Here is a 20,188-nt window from a genome sequence, read left to right as displayed (position 1 = left end):
TTGTCGAATGAAACCCGGGGCCAACATGTACCGCACCTATTCCAAATTGCCACTGACCGGCACGTTACTGGCCGCAGCCAGCTTGCTGCCCGTGCCTGCCGTTGCTGACTTCCAGCCGCTGAATGATTCAGCCATGTCGTCGGTTACCGGCCAGGCCGGGGTCACCATCGAGCTGGAAACCAAGCTGAACATCGACAGCCTGACCTGGACCGACGAGGGCACGCTCGGTGTGAACGGCATCCGGCTGTCCGGCCACAACGATTCCGTGCTCGATAACCTGAAACTGACGGTCGATATCGCCGGTGAGGGCGAAGTACTGACCCACGGCTTCTCTGAAATCGCCCGCCGGGCAGACGCCGGCCTGCTGGACAGCTCTGACCCCGATGTTGCCGATGCCCTGGCCCGCTACGCACTCTCCGGCGGTTACGGCAAGAAATTCAACAGCGGCGACCTGGTTATCCACCTGGGCGCCACCGATTACGGCGACCCGACCAGCCTGGCCGACTACCTGCAGGCAGTGGACTTCGAACTGGCCATCGACAGCGTGACCACCACCGGCTCGGAAGGCAGTGCCAACCTGTTTTCCAATATCTTTCTGCAAGGCTATGTCGGCCCGACGGACCTGGTGATTCGTAACGGTGGCACCTCTACCCGCACCCTGGCTAACGGCAACAGCGTCTCCGGCTCGGAGCTTCAGCTGGATACCCATTTTGAGATCACCAACGGCAGCCTGGACTGGGAAGCGGCAGACGTAATCCTGCTGTTCAACTTCGCCGCCGTCGGCATTGAAGGCCTGCAGATCCACAACCGCAGGGGCGACGATACCCTTGGCCACTTCGGTATGGCCCATGCCACCGCCCGCCTTGCGAAAGGCACCAGCGCGGGCTCCGGCAAAGACGGGCTGTCCATTCACGATGTCGAGTTCCGGGCGGACATTGATATGCCGGTTTTCAAGATTGGCGGCACCAGTATCGGTACGGTGCAGTTCACCGATTTTGCCATTACTGACACCACCATGATGGTTTACGGGCGCTGATAGAACCTCGCGTGGCACCGTTCACTGGACAAGGCCCACGCCGGTCAGGGTAAACTGCCTGCCCTGATACGGCGGGCGAGCAATGGCAAGCGAGACTGACAGCGATTACCAGAAACGGACCTCCTGGCGCAGGCTGACGCTGTTCAGCCTGGTCTTCCTGCTGATGACCGGCGCAGGCCTCTATGCCGTATACGACCGCTTTGCCGGCCGCAGTTTCGAGTTTGATAACCGCCTGCTCTCCCCTACATTATTGATCCCGGCCGCGGCCCTGCTGCTGGTGTATTACCTGGCCGATGGCCTGCGCCTGCACTACACACTTCGGGCGCTCGGCCACCGGCTGCCCTTGCGCAAAGTATTCCGGCTGGTGTTTATCAACCTGTTTTTCTCCAACGTCACGCCCATGGCCACGGGTGGTGGCTTTGCCCAGATCTGGTACCTGACCCGCCACGGTGTGCCGGTTGCCCGCGCCACAGCCGCCACCACGATTCGCACGGTACTGGCGGTGATCTTCATTTTCTCCCTGACACCGGTCTTTCTGCTCACGCTGGACGCACTCGATGGCGGGGTCTTATCGTCTGGTGTCAGCACGGCCCTGGCCGTGTTCGTAACCCTGTATCTGGGATTTTTTGCGGTGCTGCTGCTCCGCACCCGCTGGCTGATTGCCCCTCTGAGCGCCCTGATCGCCGGGCTTCGCAAGGCCCACCTGATCAACGCCTGCCGCCACGACCGGTGGCAGTTCAAACTGCGCCGGGAAATGCTCCGGTTTGCCCAGTGCTTCAGCGATTACCTGCAAGGTAACCCCCGCGATATACTGCTCTCGGTGGGCTTTACCGCGCTGTTCCTGCTCAGTTTGTTCAGCTTTCCGGCGCTGCTGATCCATGGTCTGGGCTATGAGGTGGATTACCCAGTCACTCTGGGGCTGCTGGTGGTGACAACCTTCATCATGTACTTCTCACCCACCCCGGGCGCCTCCGGCATTTCCGAAGGGGTGTTCGGCAGTTTCTTCCGGGATATCCTATCGGGTAACCACCTGGTGCTGGTCACCATTGCCTGGCGCTTTCTGACGATCTACCTGGGTATGCTGATCGGCCTGCTGGTGATGCAAAGGGAACTGATCAAAAGCCACCGGAGCGTGTCATGACCCGACGAAACCCGCTGAAACTCCTGTTTTACCTGTGCCTGGTAATTGTCGTGGCCTTGATCGGCTACAAGGTGTACCTGAATTTCTTCAAGCAGGATTTCGAAGCCCTGCACAGCGGGCAGGTGGAGAGAATCCACCAGCGCACACCACCCGGCGAAGGTATCCGCTTTGCAGTAGTCGGCAACATCAACAATTCGGTCGGCATTTTCGAGCGGCGCTTTATTCCGGAACTGAACCAGGCCGGCCTGGATTTCCTGGTTTCCGCCGGCAACGCGGTCAGCGGCGGTGGTGAAGACAAATACCGGGCGCTGTACGGCACCCTGAGCCACCTGGAGATTCCCTACTTACTCACCTTCGGGGCCCACGAATACGAGGACTTCGGCAGCTTCCGGTTCTACGACCACTTCGGGCCACATTTCTACAGCATCCGTACCGGCAATACCCGGCTGATTTTTCTCGACAGCACCGGCAAAACCCCCTGGCGCTGGCAAATACGCTGGCTGAGGGACCTGCTGGCCCACGACACCAGTAACGCCCAGATCCTGTTTGTTGGCCATCCGCTGTTGAAACCGCAAACCCCGATCCTGTTTGACGGAGAAGAAGACTACTTGCAACCGGAAGCCTTTCGCCAGGCGTTGATGCAGCTGGTGAAGGAGCAGGATATCGACCTGGTGCTTTCCGCCAACCTGTCCCTGTATGACGAACAGGAGATTGACGGCACTCCGTACATCACGACCGGCGGCGCCGGAGGCCTGGTACTCAACACAGAAGAAAGCTTTTACCACTACGTTGACGTGTCCGTCTCGCCGAACGGTGAGGTACAGCACCAGATGAAGCGCCTCGAAGTGGGCCAACACCCTATCTGGAAACGGCTGGAAGGTTTCTGGTTCTTTATCTACTCCCTGTTCTATACCGGCTTTTTGAACTTCATCCTGATTGTGTCCGTGTTTGTGGCCATCACCATCAAACTGTACCAGGTGATCTTCATCGGCAAAGACTACTACCCGGACTACGACCTGGACCCTACGCCCTGGCTGGAGAAACCGTTACGGGTGGCCATGTTTACCAACAACTACCTGCCGTTCATTGGCGGTGTGCCGATTTCCATCGAACGATTGCGCAACGGGCTGGAGCAGCTGGGCGACAGCACCCTGGTTATCGCGCCAAAATACCGCGACCAGTCCGACCAGGAAGATGCAGTGGTTCGCGTGCCCTCGCTGCTGGCCATGGGCGAGAAACGGGAGTTCCGGCTGGCCAATATCTTCCTGGCCCGCATTCGCAAACAGGTGCGGGCGTTCCGGCCTGATGTGATTCACCTGCATCATCCGTTCTGGCTCGGCAGCCTGGGGCTGTTTATGGCCCGCCAGCTCAGCGTTCCGGCCATCTACACCTACCACACCCGGCTGGAGCACTATGCCCACTTCGTGCCCCTGCCCGGCATGCTGTTCCGCAACCTGATTTCCCACGCGTTGATCAAGCGTTTTGCTAACCGCTGCGACGGGGTGATTGTGCCCACCTACTCCACCGAGGAATACCTGCGCATGATCGGAGTAACCACGCCCACCTTTGTGCAGCCCACCGGCATCGAGTACCAGCGCTTTCAGTCGGTAGAAAAAGCCGACGTTGACGCCCTGCGCAACAAACTGGGGCTGACCAACGAGAAGGTTTTCATCAGCGTGGCGCGGTTGTCTAACGAGAAAAACATCGACTTCATGATTGAAGCCATCGACCGGCTGAGGACAGAAACCCGCGTACCGTTCCGCTTCCTGATGATCGGCGACGGGCACCAGCGGGACCGCCTTCAGAAAAAAATTGAAAGCCTGGACCTGGCAAGCCATTTCACCCTGGCTGGTGCGGTGCAACCGGAGGAAATGGCGATCTGGTACAACCTGGGCGATGCCTTCCTGTTCGCCTCCAAATCCGAAACCCAGGGCATGGTCATCCTGGAGGCCATGTCTGCCGGCTTGCCGGTGGTGGCTGTTCGCGCCAGCGGCATTGAAGACGTGGTGCGCGACGGCCTGAACGGCTACAAGACACCGGAGAACCAGGCTCGCTGGCTCGAGAAGGCCCGGCAACTGCTGGAAGATGACGCACTGCGTGCAGAACTCTCCGACAAGGCCCGCAGCTTTGCCGCAGGCTACTCCATCGAACAGTTTGCCCGGGATGTCCGTGGCATTTACGCCACCAGCCTGGCGGCCAGGCAAAAGCGACACTGACCCGCACACTCCGGTGTTGGGCGCAGCCGCCTGATCGGTTTACACTGAAAGTACGTAAGCGGTATCAGCAACGTCACTTTCAAGACTGGAGAAGCCTGTGAGCGGTATACCTGTTGGCATCAGCACCTGCCTGCTCGGCAAGGAAGTTCGCCACGATGGCGGCCATAAACATTCCCGATACTGCACCCAGGTGCTGTCTAAGCATTTCGAGTTCCGTTCTATCTGCCCGGAGCTGGAAGCGGGCCTTGGCGTGCCCCGCCCGGCCATTCACCTGCGCGAGCACGGAGACGGCCTGCACCTGGTTGAAAGCAAAGGCACCAAAGACCACACACAACCCATGCAGGACTTCATCCAGCAGATTTTGCCCTCCCTGGAGAATCTGCGCGGCTATATCCTGATGGCGAAATCCCCCAGCTGCGGCATGGAACGCATCAAGATCCATAACGCCGAGGGCGCCTTCATGCATCGCGATGGCCGGGGCATGTTCGCGGATGCCCTGATGAAAGCCTACCCGCTGATGCCGGTGGAAGAAGAGGGCCGCCTGCACGACGACATGCTGCGGGAAAACTTTATCGAGCGTGTGTTCGCCTACGACGACTGGATGCAGAACGTGGCCGGCGACCAGCTCACCAAGCAGTCACTGCTGGAGTTCCACCAGCGCCACAAGTTCACCCTGCTGGCACATTCTGAAAAGATCTACCGCCAGTTGGGGCCGATGCTGGCCGATTTGAAATCCGAGCCGCTGGCGCAGATTGCCGAGCGCTATATTCACGGCTTTATGGAAGCCATGACCCAGAAAGTGAGCCGGGGCTCCCACGTGAATGCCATGCAGCATTTGCTGGGCTACCTGAAAGACGGTATGTCCGCCGAAGAGAAAACGGTGCTGCTGGAGCAGATTGAAGCCTACCGGCGCGGCGAGATCCCGCTGGTGGTGCCGATGACGCTGCTGCGCCTGGCCCAGCGCAAGGAGCCGGTAGACTACCTGCACACCCAGAAATACCTGACCCCCTACCCGGACGAGCTGGGGCTGCGAAACAACGTATAACCGGTTTCCGCAAACAAAAACGGGGCAGATGGTTGAACCACCTGTCCCGTTTTTTTAACCGACGCTGCTCAGAAACCGTAGAGCAAAGACAGCGACGTTTCGGTGTCGGTCTTGTCTGAACCTTCCGGCGCATCCGACACATGCTTCACCCGGAACGCCACTTTCATGGACAGGCTGTTCACGATGGTGCTCTGCAAGGAGGTCTCAGACTGGGTGATGGTGTTGTTGTCATCCAGGCCGATTTCCGTGCTCAGTTTCTGCCGGAACAGGGAGGTTTCAGACAAACCGTAATCGAACTGGCCTGCCAGCCGCGCGATGGCTTCTTCTTCCACGTCACGACCGGTGTCCACGTCCACCTGCTCGAGCTTGTTGTAGCGATAACCGGCGCCGGCAGACAGGTCCAGGAAGGAACGGTCGCCAGACTGCCACACCCGGTTGCCATAACCGGTGGTCAGGGTGGATTCAAAGTCGTAGCCGGAGAAACGGTCATCTTCCCAGGACCCGCGAACAAACCAGTACTGCTGGTCGTCGAACTTGTGGTCGGCTTCCAGTGCAGCCTTGTATTCCTCGGCAGTGGTTTCGTCTTCCGCCTCGGTGTACTTGGAACTGAAATCGCCGCTGTTACGCCAGGTGCCGGTTTCGTGAATCAGCCCCAGCCGGCCGTTCACCTTGGTTTCCTCGCTGTTACCGGAGGTCACCAACACACCCAGTTCGGCTTCGCCTTTCCAGTTTCCGCTTTCCTGGGCATGAACCATCGGGGCCAGTGCCATACAGGCGACTACCAGCGGTTTCCTGATCAACATAGTTTCTCCTTGGTTGAGTTTTCTTTAATTCGACGCAGACTTACGTGCGTTTTCCCCCTCCAGACTTCTGCGGGCCTGTTGCTCCCACTCGGCCTTCTTTCGGGCCTTGCGCTCGGCAATAATGCGGGCCGCTTCGCCACCCACGTGGGCTTCGCCACGTTCCTCGGCCAGACGCATCTGGCGCTCGCGCTCCTTGAACCGGGCTTTCTGCTCCTCGGTCAGCGAGTCGATGCACTGGTGGCAGCTCACACCCTGCTCATATTCCGGGTGCTGTTTATCGTCTTCGGTAATGGGCCGGCGACAGGCGTGGCACTGGTCGTAATCACCACGCTCCAGGTTATGGTTGACGGTAACCCGGTCGTCGAATACAAAACACTCGCCCTGCCACAGGCTCTGCTCCTGAGGCACCTCTTCCAGGTACTTCAGAATGCCGCCCTTGAGGTGATACACCTCGTCAAACCCCTGTTCTTTCAGGTAAGCGGTGGACTTTTCGCAACGAATGCCGCCGGTACAGAACATGGCGACTTTCTTGTGTTTTTGCGGGTCCAGATTCTGTTTCACATACTCGGGAAATTCCCGGAAGGTGTCAGTGGCCGGATTGACGGCGTTTTTGAAGGTACCAATCTCCACTTCATACTGGTTACGGGTGTCGACCAGCAGCACTTCCGGGTCTGAAATCAGGTCGTTCCATTCTTTGGGGTCTACGTAGGTACCCACGACGCGTTTCGGGTCGATACCTTGCACGCCCATGGTGACGATTTCTTTCTTGAGTTTGACCTTGGTGCGTTTGAACGGCTGGAATTCCACGAAGGATTCTTTGTAATCCACGCCTTCAAAGCGGTCGTCGCTGGCAATCCAGGCTTTTACGGCGTCGATGCCTTCACGGCTGCCGGCGATGGTGCCGTTGATGCCTTCACGGGCCAGCAGCAGGGTGCCGTGGACGTCTTTTTCCAGCATGAGGTTCAGCAGGGGCTGGCGTAGGTCTTTGTAATCATTCAATACTGCGAACTTGTACAGTGCGCAGACAACGATGTTGTTGCTCATGGTTTTCTCCTGCGGGCCGGATCGTAAATCCGGAGCATGGTTTGTGGTGTTCACGGAAGGGGGCAGAGTTTAACCAACCTGAGTTTGGACGCAAGTAGGTGCTAGCCGTGGAAGGTGCCGTGGATGCCGCCCTGACTGGGGGATGTCTTTCCAAAATACGCTGTGAATACGTCCTTGTACGCTCGGCTCCGCCATCCATGGCTCCGCACGATTTTGGAAAGACATCCCCCACCCAGGGCTAACTCTTCGCCTAGCCGCCGCAACGCATGCTGCGTTACCAGGCGAGAGCTTTAGTCTGCCGTTTTATTCAATTCACGCTCTACGACCGCAGACAACTGCCCCCAACCCGGGCGGGTCAGCTGGATGTTGTCCACCATCACTGTCGGAGTGCTGGAAACACGCATTTGAACGGCAACCTGCAGGCTCTGTTCTACCGCTTCTTTGTGCAGTTCGGTTTCCATGCAGCGGCGGAAGCGGCGTTCTTCGAGGTCCATGCCGTTGGCGTAGCGGGTGAAGGTGGCTATCGGGTCGTTGGAGCCGCTCCATTCGCCCTGAGCGTCGTAGAGTTTGTCGTGCATGGCCCAGTATTGGCCCTGGTCACCGGCGCAGCGGGCAGCCTGGGCGGCGGGCATGGCGTTCTGGTGTTGGCGCAGGGGGAGGTCGAAGTAAACGAAGCGGACTTTGCCGGTTTCGACGTATTCCTGCTTCAAACGCTGGCTGGCTTGGGCGAAGCGGGCGCAGGCGGGGCATTGGTAGTCGGCAAATTCACGCACGACGACTCTGGCGTTTTCGGAGCCAACGGAGGTGCCGTACTGGTCAAGGAAGGCCGGGAAAGGTTCGGCGTTCGCGGCGGCCACCGGCAGTTCGTCGGAGGTCGGGGCCGGCGGGGTTGTGAGGAAGTACAGGGCGGCGGCCACAGCCACAACAACCACCAATGCACCTGCAATCAGCAGGGGCTTTTTGTTGTTTTTCCTGGCTGGCGAGGGGGCGCCGTTTTGTTTGCGTCGTTTGGCTTCACCCATCTGGGGCTCCTTGTTATACGTTCGGAAACTGGCGGGCGAAGGTTTGGAGTTCCGGGAAGAACGTCAGGAAATTCGCCTCGAGTTCCGGCTCATTGTCCCGAATTTCGTCAATTATTCCAGTGAATTGGTTGGGGAAGCGGATTCGGCCGGCAACCCGGTCCAGGGCGAAGCCAATATTGTCGAGGTCCTGATAGGCGCCAAACCAGTCGTGCTCCACCATACGGCGGGTGACTTTGACCATGGCAGGCGGCATGACTTGTTCGTGGCACTGCAGCTCTTGATAGACCGTCTGCACAAACTCCCCACTCTCGCAGTCGGCAAACCGGCACCAGTGCCGCAACAGGAAATGGTCGTAGAGAATGTCCAGCGCCACGCCGGCAAAGCGCCGGCGCTGGCTGGAGAACAGTCGCTTGCTGGCCAGCACTTGCGGGTGCTGGTCGGTGAAGCTATCGACTGCCAGGTGGTGGCGAACGCCTTCCAGCACCGGGGGGGGCAAGGCCGCCCAGTCCACACCCCGGGAGAAATCCCCGAGGATGCTGCCCACACGTGCCTCGGGGGAGTCAGGGGCGAGGAAGGTGTGGGCGAGGTGGTTCATACTCAGTCTTCTGCTAGTTCGATTTCTTCGGCAATATAGTCACTCGAAGCCGACCCGGAATATTCGATTTCCAGCAACGGACGCTGACCTGCATTCAGGGCATCTTCCAGAGCGTCACGACTCGTATCATCAAACTCCGCGCCGCTGGTCTCGATCTCAATCCCAAGAATACTGAAAACAGTGCCGGAAACCTCAGTTAGCTCCCCAGTTAGCTCAAACTCGAGCTCCTCGCCGGCTTCAGAATCATCATCGTCCCGCTCAATCCGGAATGCTTCCAGGAACACAACGCCAGACGCACTGGTACGTTCGATACCATCAACCTCCAGCTCGTAGCTGCCGTTCAGGTCTGCCAGTTTCAGGCGCTGATCACTGTCATCGTCACTGATAATGGTCAGGGGGGTAACCTTGACTAGCACGCCACCCACCCGGAAGGTTTCATTAGCCGGGTCCAGAGTATTTACATCGACCACACCTTCGACAGAGGCATTACCTTCACGGGCCTCGATTTCCTCTGCCAATACAGTGCCATCACTCCGGAATGTGCCTTCCACCTGAATCAACAGGCCTGGTACCAAGTCTGATTCCGTGAGGTCGTCATCGAACTCCGTGTCGTTATCTACCTGAACGATCAGGCCATTGATCCGGAAAGTCCGTGAACTTGCGCTGTAGGCCGAATTGACGGGCCCGGCGAACTCGATTTCGTCGCCAGAGCCCCGACGATAGCGGCGAATCTCGCCTTCATTGACTTGTTCCGCAATGAAATCAGTGCCCGAAATCGAGCCTTCGACTTCCACCAGCAGCAGATCGGCGAGGTCGGTCTCACTCAGGTCATCAGTAAACAAGGCGCTGCCATAGGAAACCAGCTGACCGTTGATGCTGAACTGCTGAAGGCTGGTGTCGAGTGAGCCCGGATCAATGCGCCCTTCAATTTCCAAGTCGTTTTCGGTGCCATCAACCAGACCCAGAAAACTCGCTCGATAAACCCCATCTGGCTGGCGCCAGCCACTTACCCGCACAAAGTCACCGTTAGTCAGAGTGGTCAGGGTCGTTCGTTTGGTGACTGTCTGTTTATCGACAACCAAGGGTTGGCCGTAGATGGTGAAGGTCACCGCATCCACGGCACCGTCAGTATCCAGAATTTGCTGTACATCGGAGACGGGGCCACGGAAGGTATCGTCGTATTCAACAGTATCCGCGTCGCCGGAGCCATCATCACGCCAATCGCCATCAATCCTCAGGATCATGCCTTCTTCAAGCTGATCCTCGCGCTCGATGCCGTCATTGCTGATGACTTCGCCGTCAGTCTCAAACTTCACCCCATTCACAAACACACTACCAAACCCGGAAACCGGCCCGACGCTGGAGCCGGTGCCGCGAATGCCGCCGTCGGCTATACCGATACCGCCGCCTCCACCGCCGCCACAGGCACTGAAAATGCCGAAAGCCACAGGTGCGATTGCCAGCGAAAGGCGTTTACGGAGTTGGTCAGACGTCATTGTGCTCTCCCGCCAGCCATCCGGGCCGGCCATGGTTATCAGGTATCGTTGAAGCGGCGGCGTGGAATGCCGTTGCTGAACAGGTCTTCAGGCTCAGCCAGTACCGATTCCGGTTCAGGCTGCCCCGCAGGAGCATAGGCGCTGCGTTTTAACAGAACATGACCGCTTTCCAGGGCCTCGACAATGCCCTTGCGCAGGAGTTCGTTCAGCACAACGGCAGACACCAGGTCGGGGTTGGCGCGCCGCACCAGGTCGGTGAAGGCGTCATCCCCTTCGGCGAGTGCCAGCAGTATTCTGGGCTGGTGCTGCTCATCCAGGAAGTCACCGGTTCCCAACCAGCAGCGGATCACCTGCCGAGCTCCGGGTGACAGCAAGGTGGTCACCAGCCCGGTCGGCTGCCATCGGGCAGGCTCCACCGTTGTGATCTTCGGGCTCATGAGCGTTTATCTCCGCTGGTGTCCGGTTGTATCGGTTCTTCGAAATAGAAAATGCCAACGCCGGTACGCACTTTGCTGGCGCCTTCATCTTGGTTTCCAGGCCCTTGGCGGTCATGGGGCCCCAGCCAGTCGTCCAGTTGTTCCAACAACGCCTGGGACTGTTCCGCCGAAATCTCCCGCCACCGTTCAATCACGTCTGCCGGGATGTTGTCGTAGGTCAGGGTCCGCTGGAACAGCGGCGACTTCCCGGCCGAACGGCTGATCAGGTTGTGATCGATGGTAGCCACAAGATCAGATACGTCTTCACCGAAGATTTGGAGCATATCCTCACTGTCACCGGCCGGTACGTAGGCTCTTTGTTTTAGCTGGAGCCTGCCGGAGTCCGGCTCTACCGCGGCCACGCCCACCCGCATCAGCTCATCCAGCACAGCACGCGGCGTCATGTCGCCGCTGTACTTGCGCACCAGTTCGGTGAAGCTGCCGGCACCTTCAAAATCCAGCATGGCGGGCTGTTTGTCGTCAGCCTGATAAGCCGGATCGTGTACCCAGCCAGACACCACACGGGATGCCCGGTTGGCATTAGACCGGGATTCCCGCGCTGGGTTCTGGCCCGCCAGGATTTCCCGCTGGCGTTTGACTTCCTTGCGGGTAAGGCCGGTCATGACCGCTGCCCGGGAATCCGTAGGTTTACGCCGGCCATCACTGAAATCTTCCAGTGCCGCTTCCACATAGGCGCGTTTGACCAGTTCGGAGAATTCGCCGAAAGGCACACCATTGCGCAACAGCAAACGGGCCAGGGGCCGCAAAATGCGGAACAGTGCTTTGTGGAGGGGGTTGGCATTGGCATCAGTCATGTTTGGGATTGTATTCCCATAGCGATTATAAAAGCCAGAACGGGCCGCCAGCGCTGCGGCCCGTTTCGGGGTTACCGGTCAGTCGTCATCATCGTCATCGTCGTCCTCGTCTTCACGCTCGATGGTGAAGGCTTCCAGGTATCCATCCCGGCGGCGACCTTCCACTTCTACATAGTCGCCGACCATGAAAGCGTTGATGTCGTCTACCCGGCTACGGCGGCCATCGTCATCGTCGTCATCATCAATCAGGGTGCTGGCCGTGAGTTGAACCCGAACGCCACTGACAATCAGCACTTCACCGGCCAGGTCGACCTGCTCGATCCGGCCTTCCACTTCGTCATCGCCTTCCCGGCCTTCAATTTCCTCGGCCAGCAAGACACCGTTGCGGAAGTCGCCCTCTACCTTCACAAATACACCGTCCTGAAGGCTGCCGGCGCTGATGTCATCGAAATCAGTGTCGCTGTCGATCTGCACCAGCACACCATTGATGCGGAAGGTTCGGGTACTGCTGTCGTAGTCGTAGAGATCACCGGAGATTTCGACGTCATCGTCGTCATCAAACAGGTCGTCTTCATCGTCAATTTCTTTGGCCATCAGGATGCCATCCTGCAGATAGCCTTCCACCTCGACCGCCATGCCGTCGCTCAGGTCATCCAGGTCGAAGTCGTCATCACCACTGGCCAACTCGTAATTGACGGAGAAACCGTTAATGGTGAAGGTTCGGGCTATGGCATCCAGGTTCTGTACCACGCCTTCCAGCTCAACCTCATTGTCATCGTCAAAATCCGGTTCGCTAACCCTGGCGCCCACGTAACTGGCCCGGAAGCTGCCATCGTCCAGCCGCCAGCCGCTCACCCGCACCCGGTAGCTTGCCGGGCTGGCCGCCAGTTGCTCCGGGGTTGCGCCACGGAAGACGGTTTCATTGGTCAGGCCAATCACCTGGCCCAGCATTTCAAGCTGGCCGGTATTGGCCGAGGCGTCCCAGCTTGCCGCTGTCAGCGGGCCACGCAGGTTGTCGTCATAGGAAATGTCATCGGCCCGGCCTTCACCCCGGTCGTCCCAGCTGCCCTTCACTTTCAGGATCATGCCCTTGTCCAGCTGGTCTTCCCGCTCGAGCCCGTCATCGCTGTCCACCCTGCCATCGGTGGTAAAGCGAGTGCCGTTCACATACACACTGCCAAAGCCGGTAACCGCACCCACACTGGTGCCCTGGCTGCTGGCGCTGGTGTCAGCGGAACCGGAAGAGCCGGAGCCACCACCGCCACAGGCCGCCAGGCCACCCACCAAAGCTCCGGCCACCGCCAACTTGATCGCTTTCGAAAGTCCGTTACGTTTCATGTTCCATCTCCAGGCTGATTTCACTCAATCCGGCGCATGCTCACTGCGCGCCCATTCGTTTGGGATATTTTTCCCAATTCTTTAAATGGGAAAATAATCCCAAATTTTTAGATTGTCCAGTTTTTGTTCATGAAATTTTTTTGAACCTGACCGGGCAACGAACGTATACAGCAGAAGAAACACAAACCTGGAGACTGGTTATGCTGGGGTTCTTGAAAAGCGATCCGAAGAAGAAACTGCAAAAGGCCTATGAGGAAAAACTGGCCAAGGCTCTGCACTCGCAACGCAACGGCGATCTACGCAGCCACGGCACCTTGATGGAGGAAGCTGAAAAGATCTACGCGGAAATTCAGAAGCTGGAAAAAGCCGGGGGCTGACAGCAACGCTCAGCCCCCGGCCGGTTGGTTATTCGCTCATTAGCTGGCGAATCCGCTGATTGAGCCGGTTGACCTCCCGGCGCATATCCTGCACTTCGTCCAGAAGCTCCAGCGACATTGCCAGCCCTGGCAGGTTGAGTTTCAGGTCGCGCTGCAGGCGACGGGCTTTCTGGAGGCGGCTCAGTGCGGCCACATCGAACTGCCACTGGCGGATCTCCGGCCCTTCCTCCAGCGGAGTAATAACGCCGTAGTTCACCAGCTTGATCACAAACTCGGCATGGCAGTCTCCCCGTTCGCAGATCTCGCGCAGGGTAAAGGTGGTGCCATCTGCATCGGTGACCTCCACGGTCAGAATCCGGTCTTTACTCGTCATGTTCGCCTCCCTCACACGTGCAGCTTGCTGCGCGGATCAAACCCTTTCTCCAGCTCAGCCAGCTTCTCGTAGAGTTTCTCGGCTTCCGCCGTGTGCTGCTCGGGCATGGCCACTTGCAATACCACAATCTGGTCCCCGGGATGCTTGCCCGGGAACCCCTTGCCCTTAAGCCGGAGCTTGCGCCCGCTGGTGGAGCCCTTGGGTACTTTCACATTTACCTTTCCGCTGACCGTCGGCACCGTCACCGTAGCGCCAAGTGCCGCCTCCCAGGGTGCAACCGGTACCGTCACCAGTACATCCCGACCCTCGATGGAGAAATGGGGATGAGGTGCCAGTTCAATCTCAATGAACAGATCGCCCGGCTCGCCACCGCCTACACCGGGCGCGCCCTGGCCTTTCAGGCGAATGTGCTGGCCTTCACGCATACCAGCGGGAATCTTGACCTTCAGGGTTTTCTGCCGGGGCACCATCCGGCCATGACTGTCGATCTCGTGCACGGTGAACGACACCTGTTTTTCACAGCCGTTAAATGCCTCTTCCAGGAACAGGGCCAGGCGGGCGTGAACGTCTTCCCCGCGCATTTTCGCGCTCTGGCGGAAACCACCGCCACCGAAGTCTGCGCCCGAAAACCCGCCATGCCGGCCGCCGCCAAAAATCTCCTCGAAAAACTCGCTGAACTGCCGGGCATCGGCTTCGGTATATCCGCCGCCACCAAAGCCGGACGCACTCTGCCAGCCCGGTGGCGGCTGGAAGGAGCCATCGGCCCGGGCGCCGTATTTGCGCAGCTGGTCGTACTCGGCCCGCTTTTCCGGATCTTTGAGTACTTCGTAGGCCTCGCCCACGTCCTTGAACTTGTCGCTGGCGTTCTCTTCCTTGCTCACATCCGGATGATATTTGCGCGCCAGCTTGCGGTAGGCCTTCTTGATGTCCTCAGGCGTAGCCGACTCGCTCACCCCCAGAACGGCGTAATAGTCTTTGAAGTCCATGTAACCCCTCGCATCTGACCAAAACGTGATCTCTAACTTCTTATATTTGTCGCTGCCGTGGAAATTACAAGCCGCTTCCTTGTAGCCTTGCTGCAGGTCAAACACTGAGACCGGGTTCACACCCTTTCTCCCGTGGCCGAATCTGACAACCTCTCACCTCTGTTTGCGGTCGAGAAATTCCGGAGCCTGGTCAATAGTTAAGGGGCAGTATTTGTAGACGAATGGTCTGTCTCTTACACACGGAGCTCTAACAATGATAAATAAAGCACGCCGCTGGTCCCTCTCGGCCTTTACCAGCAAATCCCTGAAACCCGCACTGGCACTCAGTGCCGCGCTGTTGTTTTCCGGTTGCAGCGAACTCGGCTACCTGCTGAGCAACGACAAAGTGACCGATGCCGACAACGACCAGGTGGTCTTTGTGGGCGATTCCATTTTTGCCCTGTCTGGCGAAATCCAGAACCAGCTGGAAGCCAGGGCCGGTGAAACCTTCCGCCGCTACACAGTTTCCGGTGCGGAGCTGTCAGGCGAGCTGATTGCCCCGTCTATTCCCCAGCAGTTCCGGAATGCGGTTGCTGATAACCCGGACATCGAAACCGTGGTGGGCGACGCCGGCGGCAATGACATCCTGATTCCGGCCATCGCCCTGAACTCCAATAACTGCAAAACACCCTGGTGGCGCTTCGGCCGGCTGAGCAAACAGTGCCGGGACTTTATTGATGATATCTATGTAGATGCTGTCGACTTTCTGAACGAGATGGCCGCAGCCGACGTCCGGAATGGCATCCTGACCGGCTACTACTACACCAAGAACGGCTTGTTCCGTCTGGATGATATGAAAGAAGCTGTGGACTACGGCAACGCCACTCTGGCGCGGGCCTGTGAGAACTCCGTGCTGGACTGCACCTTTGTGGACCCGCGCTGGGTGATCAACGACCGCGACATCATCTTTGATGGTATCCACCCGGCGGATAGTGGATCGAAAAAGATCGCTGATCTGATCTGGCCGAAACTGCAACCGCTCCTCTGAAGCCCCAGCGTCCCGGCCGGAAAGCGGCCGGGACCACATTCTGCAATACCACTGGCAGGACAGCTGCAATGAAACCACTCAATTCCGTATTGGCGCTCGGTGCCCTGGCCTTAGTGATTGCGGGCGGTTTTCATTACTGGCCCGAGTCATCAAAGCCGGCGGCTATGCAAACGCCCAATGGTTCCATCCCCTCGCGTGCGGCAGCGACGTCCGCCGCCGAGCTAACCCAAAGCGGCGACCAACGCGTTGTTGAACTGGCCGTTAAGTACCTGGAACTGTATGGCGACACCATCACCGAGCCGGCCACCCAGGCACGTCTGTATAACGAACGCCGAAACCTGTTGGCGCGTTATCCGGATTCCGGTAACGAACTTTTTCAGTCCGCCATCACCACCGCTTTTCCTGAACTGGCCGACAGCATTTTCGCGTTAATGACCAAGCTGGACCGCTACAACCGTTGGCTCGACAATCACGAGCTTCGTTTGCAGGGGCTGCCGGACATGGAACGCTACGCCGAACTCTGGCAGCAACGCGAAGCGATTTTCGGCCCGCTGGCAAGCCAGATCTGGGCCGAGGAACAAAACCCGGTGGAAGCGAAATCGGACCAGTTCCAGCAAACTCTGGCGCGGCTGGACCAGGCCAACCAGATGCCACTGACCGAGCTGGCTCACCAACTGCAGACCACTGCCGACGAACTCTATGGTGCCGATCTGGCCCGGCAACTGGCAGGTTCCGGTGCGACCGGCCATGCCCTGTTTGCCATGGACAGAGTGCAACTACAACTGGCCAACCTGCCGGCTGATCAGCGCCAGCAAACCATCAACGATCTGCGCCGCCAGATAGGCTACTCCGAAGAAGCCGTTCGCCAGTTAGCCAAGGACGACCAGCGCCGGGAGGAAAAATGGCAGAAAGGCAAAACCTACATGGCCGAAAGACGTGCCCTGGAGAACCGCCTGAACGGCGACCAACTGGAGGCCGCGTTAACGGATCTTCGCCAGGAACATTTCGGGTTTTCTGCTCCGACCATCGAACGGGAAGAGGAAGAGGGCTTTTTCAGGTTTGAGCGCGAACGCCGCTACGGCTTGAATTAGCAAGCTAACGTCCATCCTCATAATCGCTTATAGCCGTTAGCACACCCAACCCTGACAATGGCGGGCTTTCTCTTCCCTGATTGGATCAAGGAGATCAGATTGAGCGCCGCCAACCACAATTCCGAGTCCGGCCTTCCAACCAGGCTGATCGTCTTTGCGCTGGCGATGGGCGGCTTTGGTATCGGTACCGGTGAATTCGCCATCATGGGGTTGATGCCCAATGTCGCCCAGGATCTCGGCGTTTCTGAGCCACAGGCAGGCCACCTTATCTCCACCTATGCGCTGGGCGTAGTCGTCGGCGCACCCATTCTGGCCATTCTCGGTGCGCAACTGTTCCGGCGGCAGCTGCTCATTCTTCTGATGTCCTTCTACGCGCTGGGCAACCTGGCCAGTGCCCTGGCCAGCAATTACGAATCCCTGCTGGTTTTCCGGTTTATCGCCGGACTGCCCCATGGCGCCTACTTCGGTGTTGCCGCACTTGTGGCAGCTTCACTGGTGCCGGTACACAAGCGGGCCAAGGCGGTGAGCCAGATCATGATGGGGCTGACACTTGCACTACTGATCGGCAACCCCCTGGCCACGGTGATGGGGCAATCCATGGACTGGCGCTATGCCTTTGGTTTTGTTGGCCTGGTGTCGTTACTAACCGTGGTGCTGATTACGCTGTTCCTGCCCAAAAACCCCCAGGAACAAAGGCACAGCCCGTTAAGCGAAGTCCGCGCCTTTAACAAACCACAAATCTGGTTTGCGCTGGCCATTGGTGCCATCGGCTTCGCAGGCATGTTCGCGGTGTTCAGTTACCTTGCCCCGACACTGCTGGAAGTCACCCGAGTGGATGCGGTCTGGATTCCCGTGGCCCTGGTGGTGTTCGGGATGGGCGGTTTTGTGGGCAACCTGCTTGGTGGCTGGCTGTTTGACCGTCTGCAATTCCGGGCCGTTGGCGTGATCCTGGTGTTCAGCGCCATGATTCTGAGCGTCTTTCCGTCTGCCACAGGCTCATTGCCCGTGTTACTCGTAGTCTGCTTCCTGACCGCATTAATGGTAGCCCTGGGCCCGGCTCTGCAAACCCACCTGATGGACGTGGCAACCGGCGCCCAGACTCTGGCCGCTGCCTCCCATCACGCCGCGTTCAATCTCGCCAACGCCCTCGGCCCATGGCTGGGCGGGCTGGCCATTACCGCCGGCTTCGGCTGGCAGTCCACTGGCTACGTAGGGACTGCCACCGCCGTGGCCGGGCTGATGATTTTCCTGGTTGCCTGGCGCCGGCCTGAGCCGGTGCCAGAGGCCAGCTAGGCGCTCATTTCTCACGCTACAGTCATTATCATTCACTCCGCTTAGCCAGTAGAATAGCGAGCTTTGAACGTTACCTGCGCGGAAACCGGAGTGAAACCCCAGCCAATGCCCTCGCAACCTCTGGCAAATACTGGCCTCAGAGCCAGGCTATTGCGCCAACTGGATGATTCAGCGACAACGCTGAACGGCACCCAGTTGCCCTGCTTCGCAGAGCGCCTGAGCCGGCTGTTTGGCCTGGGCGACACCATGACTCTGGATGCGGCCATTGGTTATCGGGCGAAACAGCCAGGCACGCCTCAGGGCGCCACGGTAGAGCGGTTAACCGAGGAGCTGGCGACAATACGCAGGGCACTGGTTCAGCGTATTCGCGGGTTTGGCGCCGATCTGGAGTTTGACGGTGAACCCGAGCTTGAAGCCGCTCTCAATGCCTGGCTGGCGCTGCAACGCAAAGTGGCGGCCAACAGCCGTCAGTTGCGGGACAAGGTTCGAAAATCGATGAAAGATCAGGGCCCGAAGCTGGCCCACCTGGCCGAATTGGACGCCGTGTTTGATCAAACAATGGCCGGGTATACCGCACAGTGTTTTTCCCATATTCCCAAGGTTCTTGAACAACGATTCGAGCACCGATCGACCACCCCGGAGCAAAGCCCCACCCCGGCCACAACGGCCGACTGGTTCCACCGCTACTGCGAGGAAGCGCAGTCTTTGTTACTCGCTGAACTGGATGTTCGGCTGGAACCGGTTCTGGGTTTGCTGGAGGCTTGCCACAAAGAGGTTAACAACACCCCATGAGTAAACTGTTCTTTACCCTGGCGTTTGCCATCGGCCTGGCCGTGGTAGCCTGGATTGGTGCCGGATTTGTCGGTTCCGACCTGCTGGCGCTGGCGTTTACCGGCCTGATTGGCGCCGTTTACTGTCTCGGCTTTGGCGAACTGGTGAATTTCCGCCAACAAACCCGCGAACTGAACGCACAGGTTCATCAGTTACCTGAAAGCCAGGAGCAGGTTAACCACTGGCTTGGCACACTGCCCGCCCCGATGCAGTTCCCGGTGCAACGGCGAATCGAGGGCCATGCCGCCGCATTACCCGGCCCGCAACTGACACCCTACCTGACCGGCCTGCTGGTGATGCTGGGCCTGCTGGGCACCTTTGCGGGCATGATTGTGACCCTGGGCGGCGCCGCCTCGGCGCTGGATAACAGTACCGAACTGAGCGCTATTCGCAGCGCACTGGCCGCACCGATTGCCGGTTTGAGTCTCGCCTTCGGCACCTCCATTGCTGGCGTGGCCGCCTCCGCCATGCTGGGGCTGGCCTCCACCCTGAGCCGCCGGGACCGGTTGCAGGCTTCCCGCGCACTGGATAGTGCTCTGCGCGACAAGCTGCATCATCTATCCGCAGATCATCAACGCCACCAGGCGTTCCAGGCACTGGAAAGCCAGACCAAAGCCCTGCCCGAAATGGCCTCGGCCATGGAACGCATGACGGCGCGCATGGAGCAACTTGGCCAGCAACTGGAACAGTCCCTGACTCACAACCAGCAGGAATTCCACAGCACGGTCGGCCACCACTACCAGACCCTGGCCAACTCCGTGGCCGACTCCCTGAAAACGGCATTGGATAACACTGCAAAGCAAGCGTCAGAGCGGATTGAGCCCATTGTTGTCCAGGCCCTGGAGCAGCTTCAGAAGGATGCTCACGGCCTGCAACAAAGCTGGGCAGATAATGCCCGTGAACAACTCACCGAATTGATCTCCGGGTTTCAGACAGTTACCACAGAGGCGGGCGAACGCTGGCAGCAGAATCTGACTGCACAGCAGGCCCAGAACCAGGAGACGCTAGCGGCCCTCTCAAAGCAGAACGAACAAAGTCAAAGCCAGTTGCAGGAACAGCTCCACACCTGGCTTGGCACCATCAACGACCGGCACCAAACCTGGCTCAAGGAACAGCAGCAACAACTGGTACAGAGCTGTGAACGCCTGAACAACGCCGGAGCTGAGGTGTCGCAACACTGGCA

General features: G+C 58.7%; 19 protein-coding genes and 1 pseudogene. 10 read left to right on the top strand and 10 right to left on the bottom strand.

The features are described from left to right. Positions 1–25: 25 nt before the first annotated feature. The 4 genes from B2589_RS07660 to B2589_RS07645 all read left to right on the top strand — a co-directional run bounded on the left by B2589_RS07660 (position 26) and on the right by B2589_RS07645 (position 5,438). Positions 26–1,036: a DUF6160 family protein gene (locus B2589_RS07660; RefSeq protein WP_286816154.1), complete on the top strand. Its 1,011-nt coding sequence runs from the start codon at positions 26–28 to the stop codon at positions 1,034–1,036. 82 nt (positions 1,037–1,118) lie between these two features. Further along, positions 1,119–2,177, top strand: coding sequence for a lysylphosphatidylglycerol synthase transmembrane domain-containing protein (locus tag B2589_RS07655; RefSeq protein WP_286816153.1), 1,059 nt, complete (start codon positions 1,119–1,121; stop codon positions 2,175–2,177). Further along, positions 2,174–4,393: a glycosyltransferase gene (locus tag B2589_RS07650; protein ID WP_286816152.1), complete on the top strand. Its 2,220-nt coding sequence runs from the start codon at positions 2,174–2,176 to the stop codon at positions 4,391–4,393. Before B2589_RS07655 ends, B2589_RS07650 begins: the two co-directional genes overlap by 4 nt. Before the next feature lie 97 nt (positions 4,394–4,490). Next, positions 4,491–5,438 carry a YbgA family protein gene (locus B2589_RS07645; RefSeq protein WP_199456680.1) on the top strand — a complete coding sequence of 316 codons (948 nt, stop codon included), beginning with the start codon at positions 4,491–4,493 and terminating at the stop codon, positions 5,436–5,438. Between the two features lie 68 nt (positions 5,439–5,506). On the opposite strand, the gene B2589_RS07640 is transcribed toward B2589_RS07645, so the two are convergent. The 8 genes from B2589_RS07640 to B2589_RS07605 form a co-directional block, all read right to left on the bottom strand. After that, positions 5,507–6,241 carry a DUF481 domain-containing protein gene (locus B2589_RS07640; protein WP_094623759.1) on the bottom strand — a complete coding sequence of 245 codons (735 nt, stop codon included), beginning with the start codon at positions 6,239–6,241 and terminating at the stop codon, positions 5,507–5,509. Between the two features lie 24 nt (positions 6,242–6,265). Continuing rightward, positions 6,266–7,285 carry a rhodanese-related sulfurtransferase gene (locus tag B2589_RS07635; RefSeq protein ID WP_286816151.1) on the bottom strand — a complete coding sequence of 340 codons (1,020 nt, stop codon included), beginning with the start codon at positions 7,283–7,285 and terminating at the stop codon, positions 6,266–6,268. Positions 7,286–7,575: 290 nt separating this feature from the next. After that, positions 7,576–8,307: a DsbA family protein gene (locus tag B2589_RS07630; RefSeq protein ID WP_286816150.1), complete on the bottom strand. Its 732-nt coding sequence runs from the start codon at positions 8,305–8,307 to the stop codon at positions 7,576–7,578. Between the two features lie 13 nt (positions 8,308–8,320). Further along, positions 8,321–8,902 carry an ACP phosphodiesterase gene (locus B2589_RS07625; RefSeq protein ID WP_286816149.1) on the bottom strand — a complete coding sequence of 194 codons (582 nt, stop codon included), beginning with the start codon at positions 8,900–8,902 and terminating at the stop codon, positions 8,321–8,323. 2 nt (positions 8,903–8,904) lie between these two features. Further along, positions 8,905–10,398, bottom strand: a complete 1,494-nt coding sequence (locus tag B2589_RS07620) for a DUF5666 domain-containing protein (protein WP_286816148.1) — start codon at positions 10,396–10,398, stop codon at positions 8,905–8,907. A gap of 38 nt (positions 10,399–10,436) precedes the next feature. Beyond that, positions 10,437–10,835, bottom strand: a complete 399-nt coding sequence (locus B2589_RS07615; RefSeq protein WP_286816147.1) for a hypothetical protein — start codon at positions 10,833–10,835, stop codon at positions 10,437–10,439. Next, positions 10,832–11,689 (bottom strand): DUF6502 family protein, encoded by an 858-nt coding sequence (locus B2589_RS07610; protein ID WP_286816146.1) that lies wholly within the window; start codon positions 11,687–11,689, stop codon positions 10,832–10,834. The genes B2589_RS07615 and B2589_RS07610 overlap by 4 nt, the downstream gene beginning before the upstream one ends. Positions 11,690–11,767: 78 nt before the next feature. Beyond that, positions 11,768–13,027, bottom strand: a complete 1,260-nt coding sequence (locus B2589_RS07605; protein WP_286816145.1) for a DUF5666 domain-containing protein — start codon at positions 13,025–13,027, stop codon at positions 11,768–11,770. Between the two features lie 200 nt (positions 13,028–13,227). On the opposite strand from B2589_RS07605, the gene B2589_RS07600 reads away from it, so the two are divergent. After that, positions 13,228–13,404, top strand: a complete 177-nt coding sequence (locus B2589_RS07600) for a DUF6435 family protein (protein ID WP_286816172.1) — start codon at positions 13,228–13,230, stop codon at positions 13,402–13,404. Between the two features lie 28 nt (positions 13,405–13,432). Here the strand turns inward: B2589_RS07600 and B2589_RS07595 are convergent, their stop codons facing one another. Beyond that, a complete protein-coding gene (locus B2589_RS07595) occupies positions 13,433–13,777 on the bottom strand; it encodes a chaperone modulator CbpM (protein ID WP_094623752.1) in 345 nt (114 codons plus the stop codon). An 11-nt stretch (positions 13,778–13,788) separates the two neighbouring features. Further along, positions 13,789–14,763, bottom strand: coding sequence for a DnaJ C-terminal domain-containing protein (locus B2589_RS07590; protein ID WP_232901352.1), 975 nt, complete (start codon positions 14,761–14,763; stop codon positions 13,789–13,791). Between the two features lie 253 nt (positions 14,764–15,016). Here B2589_RS07590 and B2589_RS07585 point away from each other — a divergent pair, with 253 nt between their 5' ends. The 5 genes and pseudogenes from B2589_RS07585 to B2589_RS07565 form a co-directional block, all read left to right on the top strand. Next, a complete protein-coding gene (locus tag B2589_RS07585) occupies positions 15,017–15,790 on the top strand; it encodes an SGNH/GDSL hydrolase family protein (protein ID WP_286816144.1) in 774 nt (257 codons plus the stop codon). Positions 15,791–15,858: 68 nt separating this feature from the next. After that, on the top strand, positions 15,859–16,881 hold the full coding sequence (locus tag B2589_RS07580) for a hypothetical protein (protein WP_286816143.1): 1,023 nt from the start codon (positions 15,859–15,861) through the stop codon (positions 16,879–16,881). Between the two features lie 165 nt (positions 16,882–17,046). Then, the gene (locus B2589_RS07575; RefSeq protein WP_286816171.1) at positions 17,047–18,174 is read left to right on the top strand and encodes an MFS transporter; all 1,128 of its coding nucleotides are present in this window, start codon (positions 17,047–17,049) and stop codon (positions 18,172–18,174) included. A gap of 105 nt (positions 18,175–18,279) precedes the next feature. Beyond that, on the top strand, positions 18,280–18,966 hold the full coding sequence (locus tag B2589_RS07570) for a DUF3348 family protein (RefSeq protein ID WP_094623749.1): 687 nt from the start codon (positions 18,280–18,282) through the stop codon (positions 18,964–18,966). Next, positions 18,963–20,188, top strand: a pseudogene (locus B2589_RS07565) (DUF802 domain-containing protein); the annotation flags it as partial. The gene B2589_RS07570 and the pseudogene B2589_RS07565, both read left to right, overlap by 4 nt.

It is taken from the genome of Marinobacter sp. UBA3607 (genome assembly GCF_002375525.1).
In the GTDB taxonomy this organism is placed as follows: Bacteria; Pseudomonadota; Gammaproteobacteria; order Pseudomonadales; family Oleiphilaceae; genus Marinobacter; species Marinobacter vinifirmus.
The sequence above is the reverse complement of the archived record's forward strand: the minus strand, read 5'-3'. Positions and strand labels throughout refer to the sequence as shown.

Excerpts from the sequence above, each read along its gene's own strand:
- B2589_RS07660 (WP_286816154.1), top strand. The coding sequence starts at position 26 with ATGTACCGCACCTATTCCAAATTGCCACTGACCGGCACGTTACTGGCC.
- B2589_RS07635 (WP_286816151.1), bottom strand. The coding sequence starts at position 7,285 with ATGAGCAACAACATCGTTGTCTGCGCACTGTACAAGTTCGCAGTATTG.
- B2589_RS07605 (WP_286816145.1), bottom strand. The coding sequence starts at position 13,027 with ATGAAACGTAACGGACTTTCGAAAGCGATCAAGTTGGCGGTGGCCGGA.
- B2589_RS07580 (WP_286816143.1), top strand. The coding sequence starts at position 15,859 with ATGAAACCACTCAATTCCGTATTGGCGCTCGGTGCCCTGGCCTTAGTG.
- B2589_RS07590 (WP_232901352.1), bottom strand. The coding sequence starts at position 14,763 with ATGGACTTCAAAGACTATTACGCCGTTCTGGGGGTGAGCGAGTCGGCT.
- B2589_RS07595 (WP_094623752.1), bottom strand. The coding sequence starts at position 13,777 with ATGACGAGTAAAGACCGGATTCTGACCGTGGAGGTCACCGATGCAGAT.
- B2589_RS07575 (WP_286816171.1), top strand. The coding sequence starts at position 17,047 with ATGGGCGGCTTTGGTATCGGTACCGGTGAATTCGCCATCATGGGGTTG.
- B2589_RS07570 (WP_094623749.1), top strand. The coding sequence starts at position 18,280 with ATGCCCTCGCAACCTCTGGCAAATACTGGCCTCAGAGCCAGGCTATTG.
- B2589_RS07600 (WP_286816172.1), top strand. The coding sequence starts at position 13,228 with ATGCTGGGGTTCTTGAAAAGCGATCCGAAGAAGAAACTGCAAAAGGCC.
- B2589_RS07640 (WP_094623759.1), bottom strand. The coding sequence starts at position 6,241 with ATGTTGATCAGGAAACCGCTGGTAGTCGCCTGTATGGCACTGGCCCCG.
- B2589_RS07620 (WP_286816148.1), bottom strand. The coding sequence starts at position 10,398 with ATGACGTCTGACCAACTCCGTAAACGCCTTTCGCTGGCAATCGCACCT.
- B2589_RS07610 (WP_286816146.1), bottom strand. The coding sequence starts at position 11,689 with ATGACTGATGCCAATGCCAACCCCCTCCACAAAGCACTGTTCCGCATT.
- B2589_RS07585 (WP_286816144.1), top strand. The coding sequence starts at position 15,017 with ATGATAAATAAAGCACGCCGCTGGTCCCTCTCGGCCTTTACCAGCAAA.
- B2589_RS07625 (WP_286816149.1), bottom strand. The coding sequence starts at position 8,902 with ATGAACCACCTCGCCCACACCTTCCTCGCCCCTGACTCCCCCGAGGCA.
- B2589_RS07630 (WP_286816150.1), bottom strand. The coding sequence starts at position 8,307 with ATGGGTGAAGCCAAACGACGCAAACAAAACGGCGCCCCCTCGCCAGCC.
- B2589_RS07650 (WP_286816152.1), top strand. The coding sequence starts at position 2,174 with ATGACCCGACGAAACCCGCTGAAACTCCTGTTTTACCTGTGCCTGGTA.
- B2589_RS07655 (WP_286816153.1), top strand. The coding sequence starts at position 1,119 with ATGGCAAGCGAGACTGACAGCGATTACCAGAAACGGACCTCCTGGCGC.
- B2589_RS07615 (WP_286816147.1), bottom strand. The coding sequence starts at position 10,835 with ATGAGCCCGAAGATCACAACGGTGGAGCCTGCCCGATGGCAGCCGACC.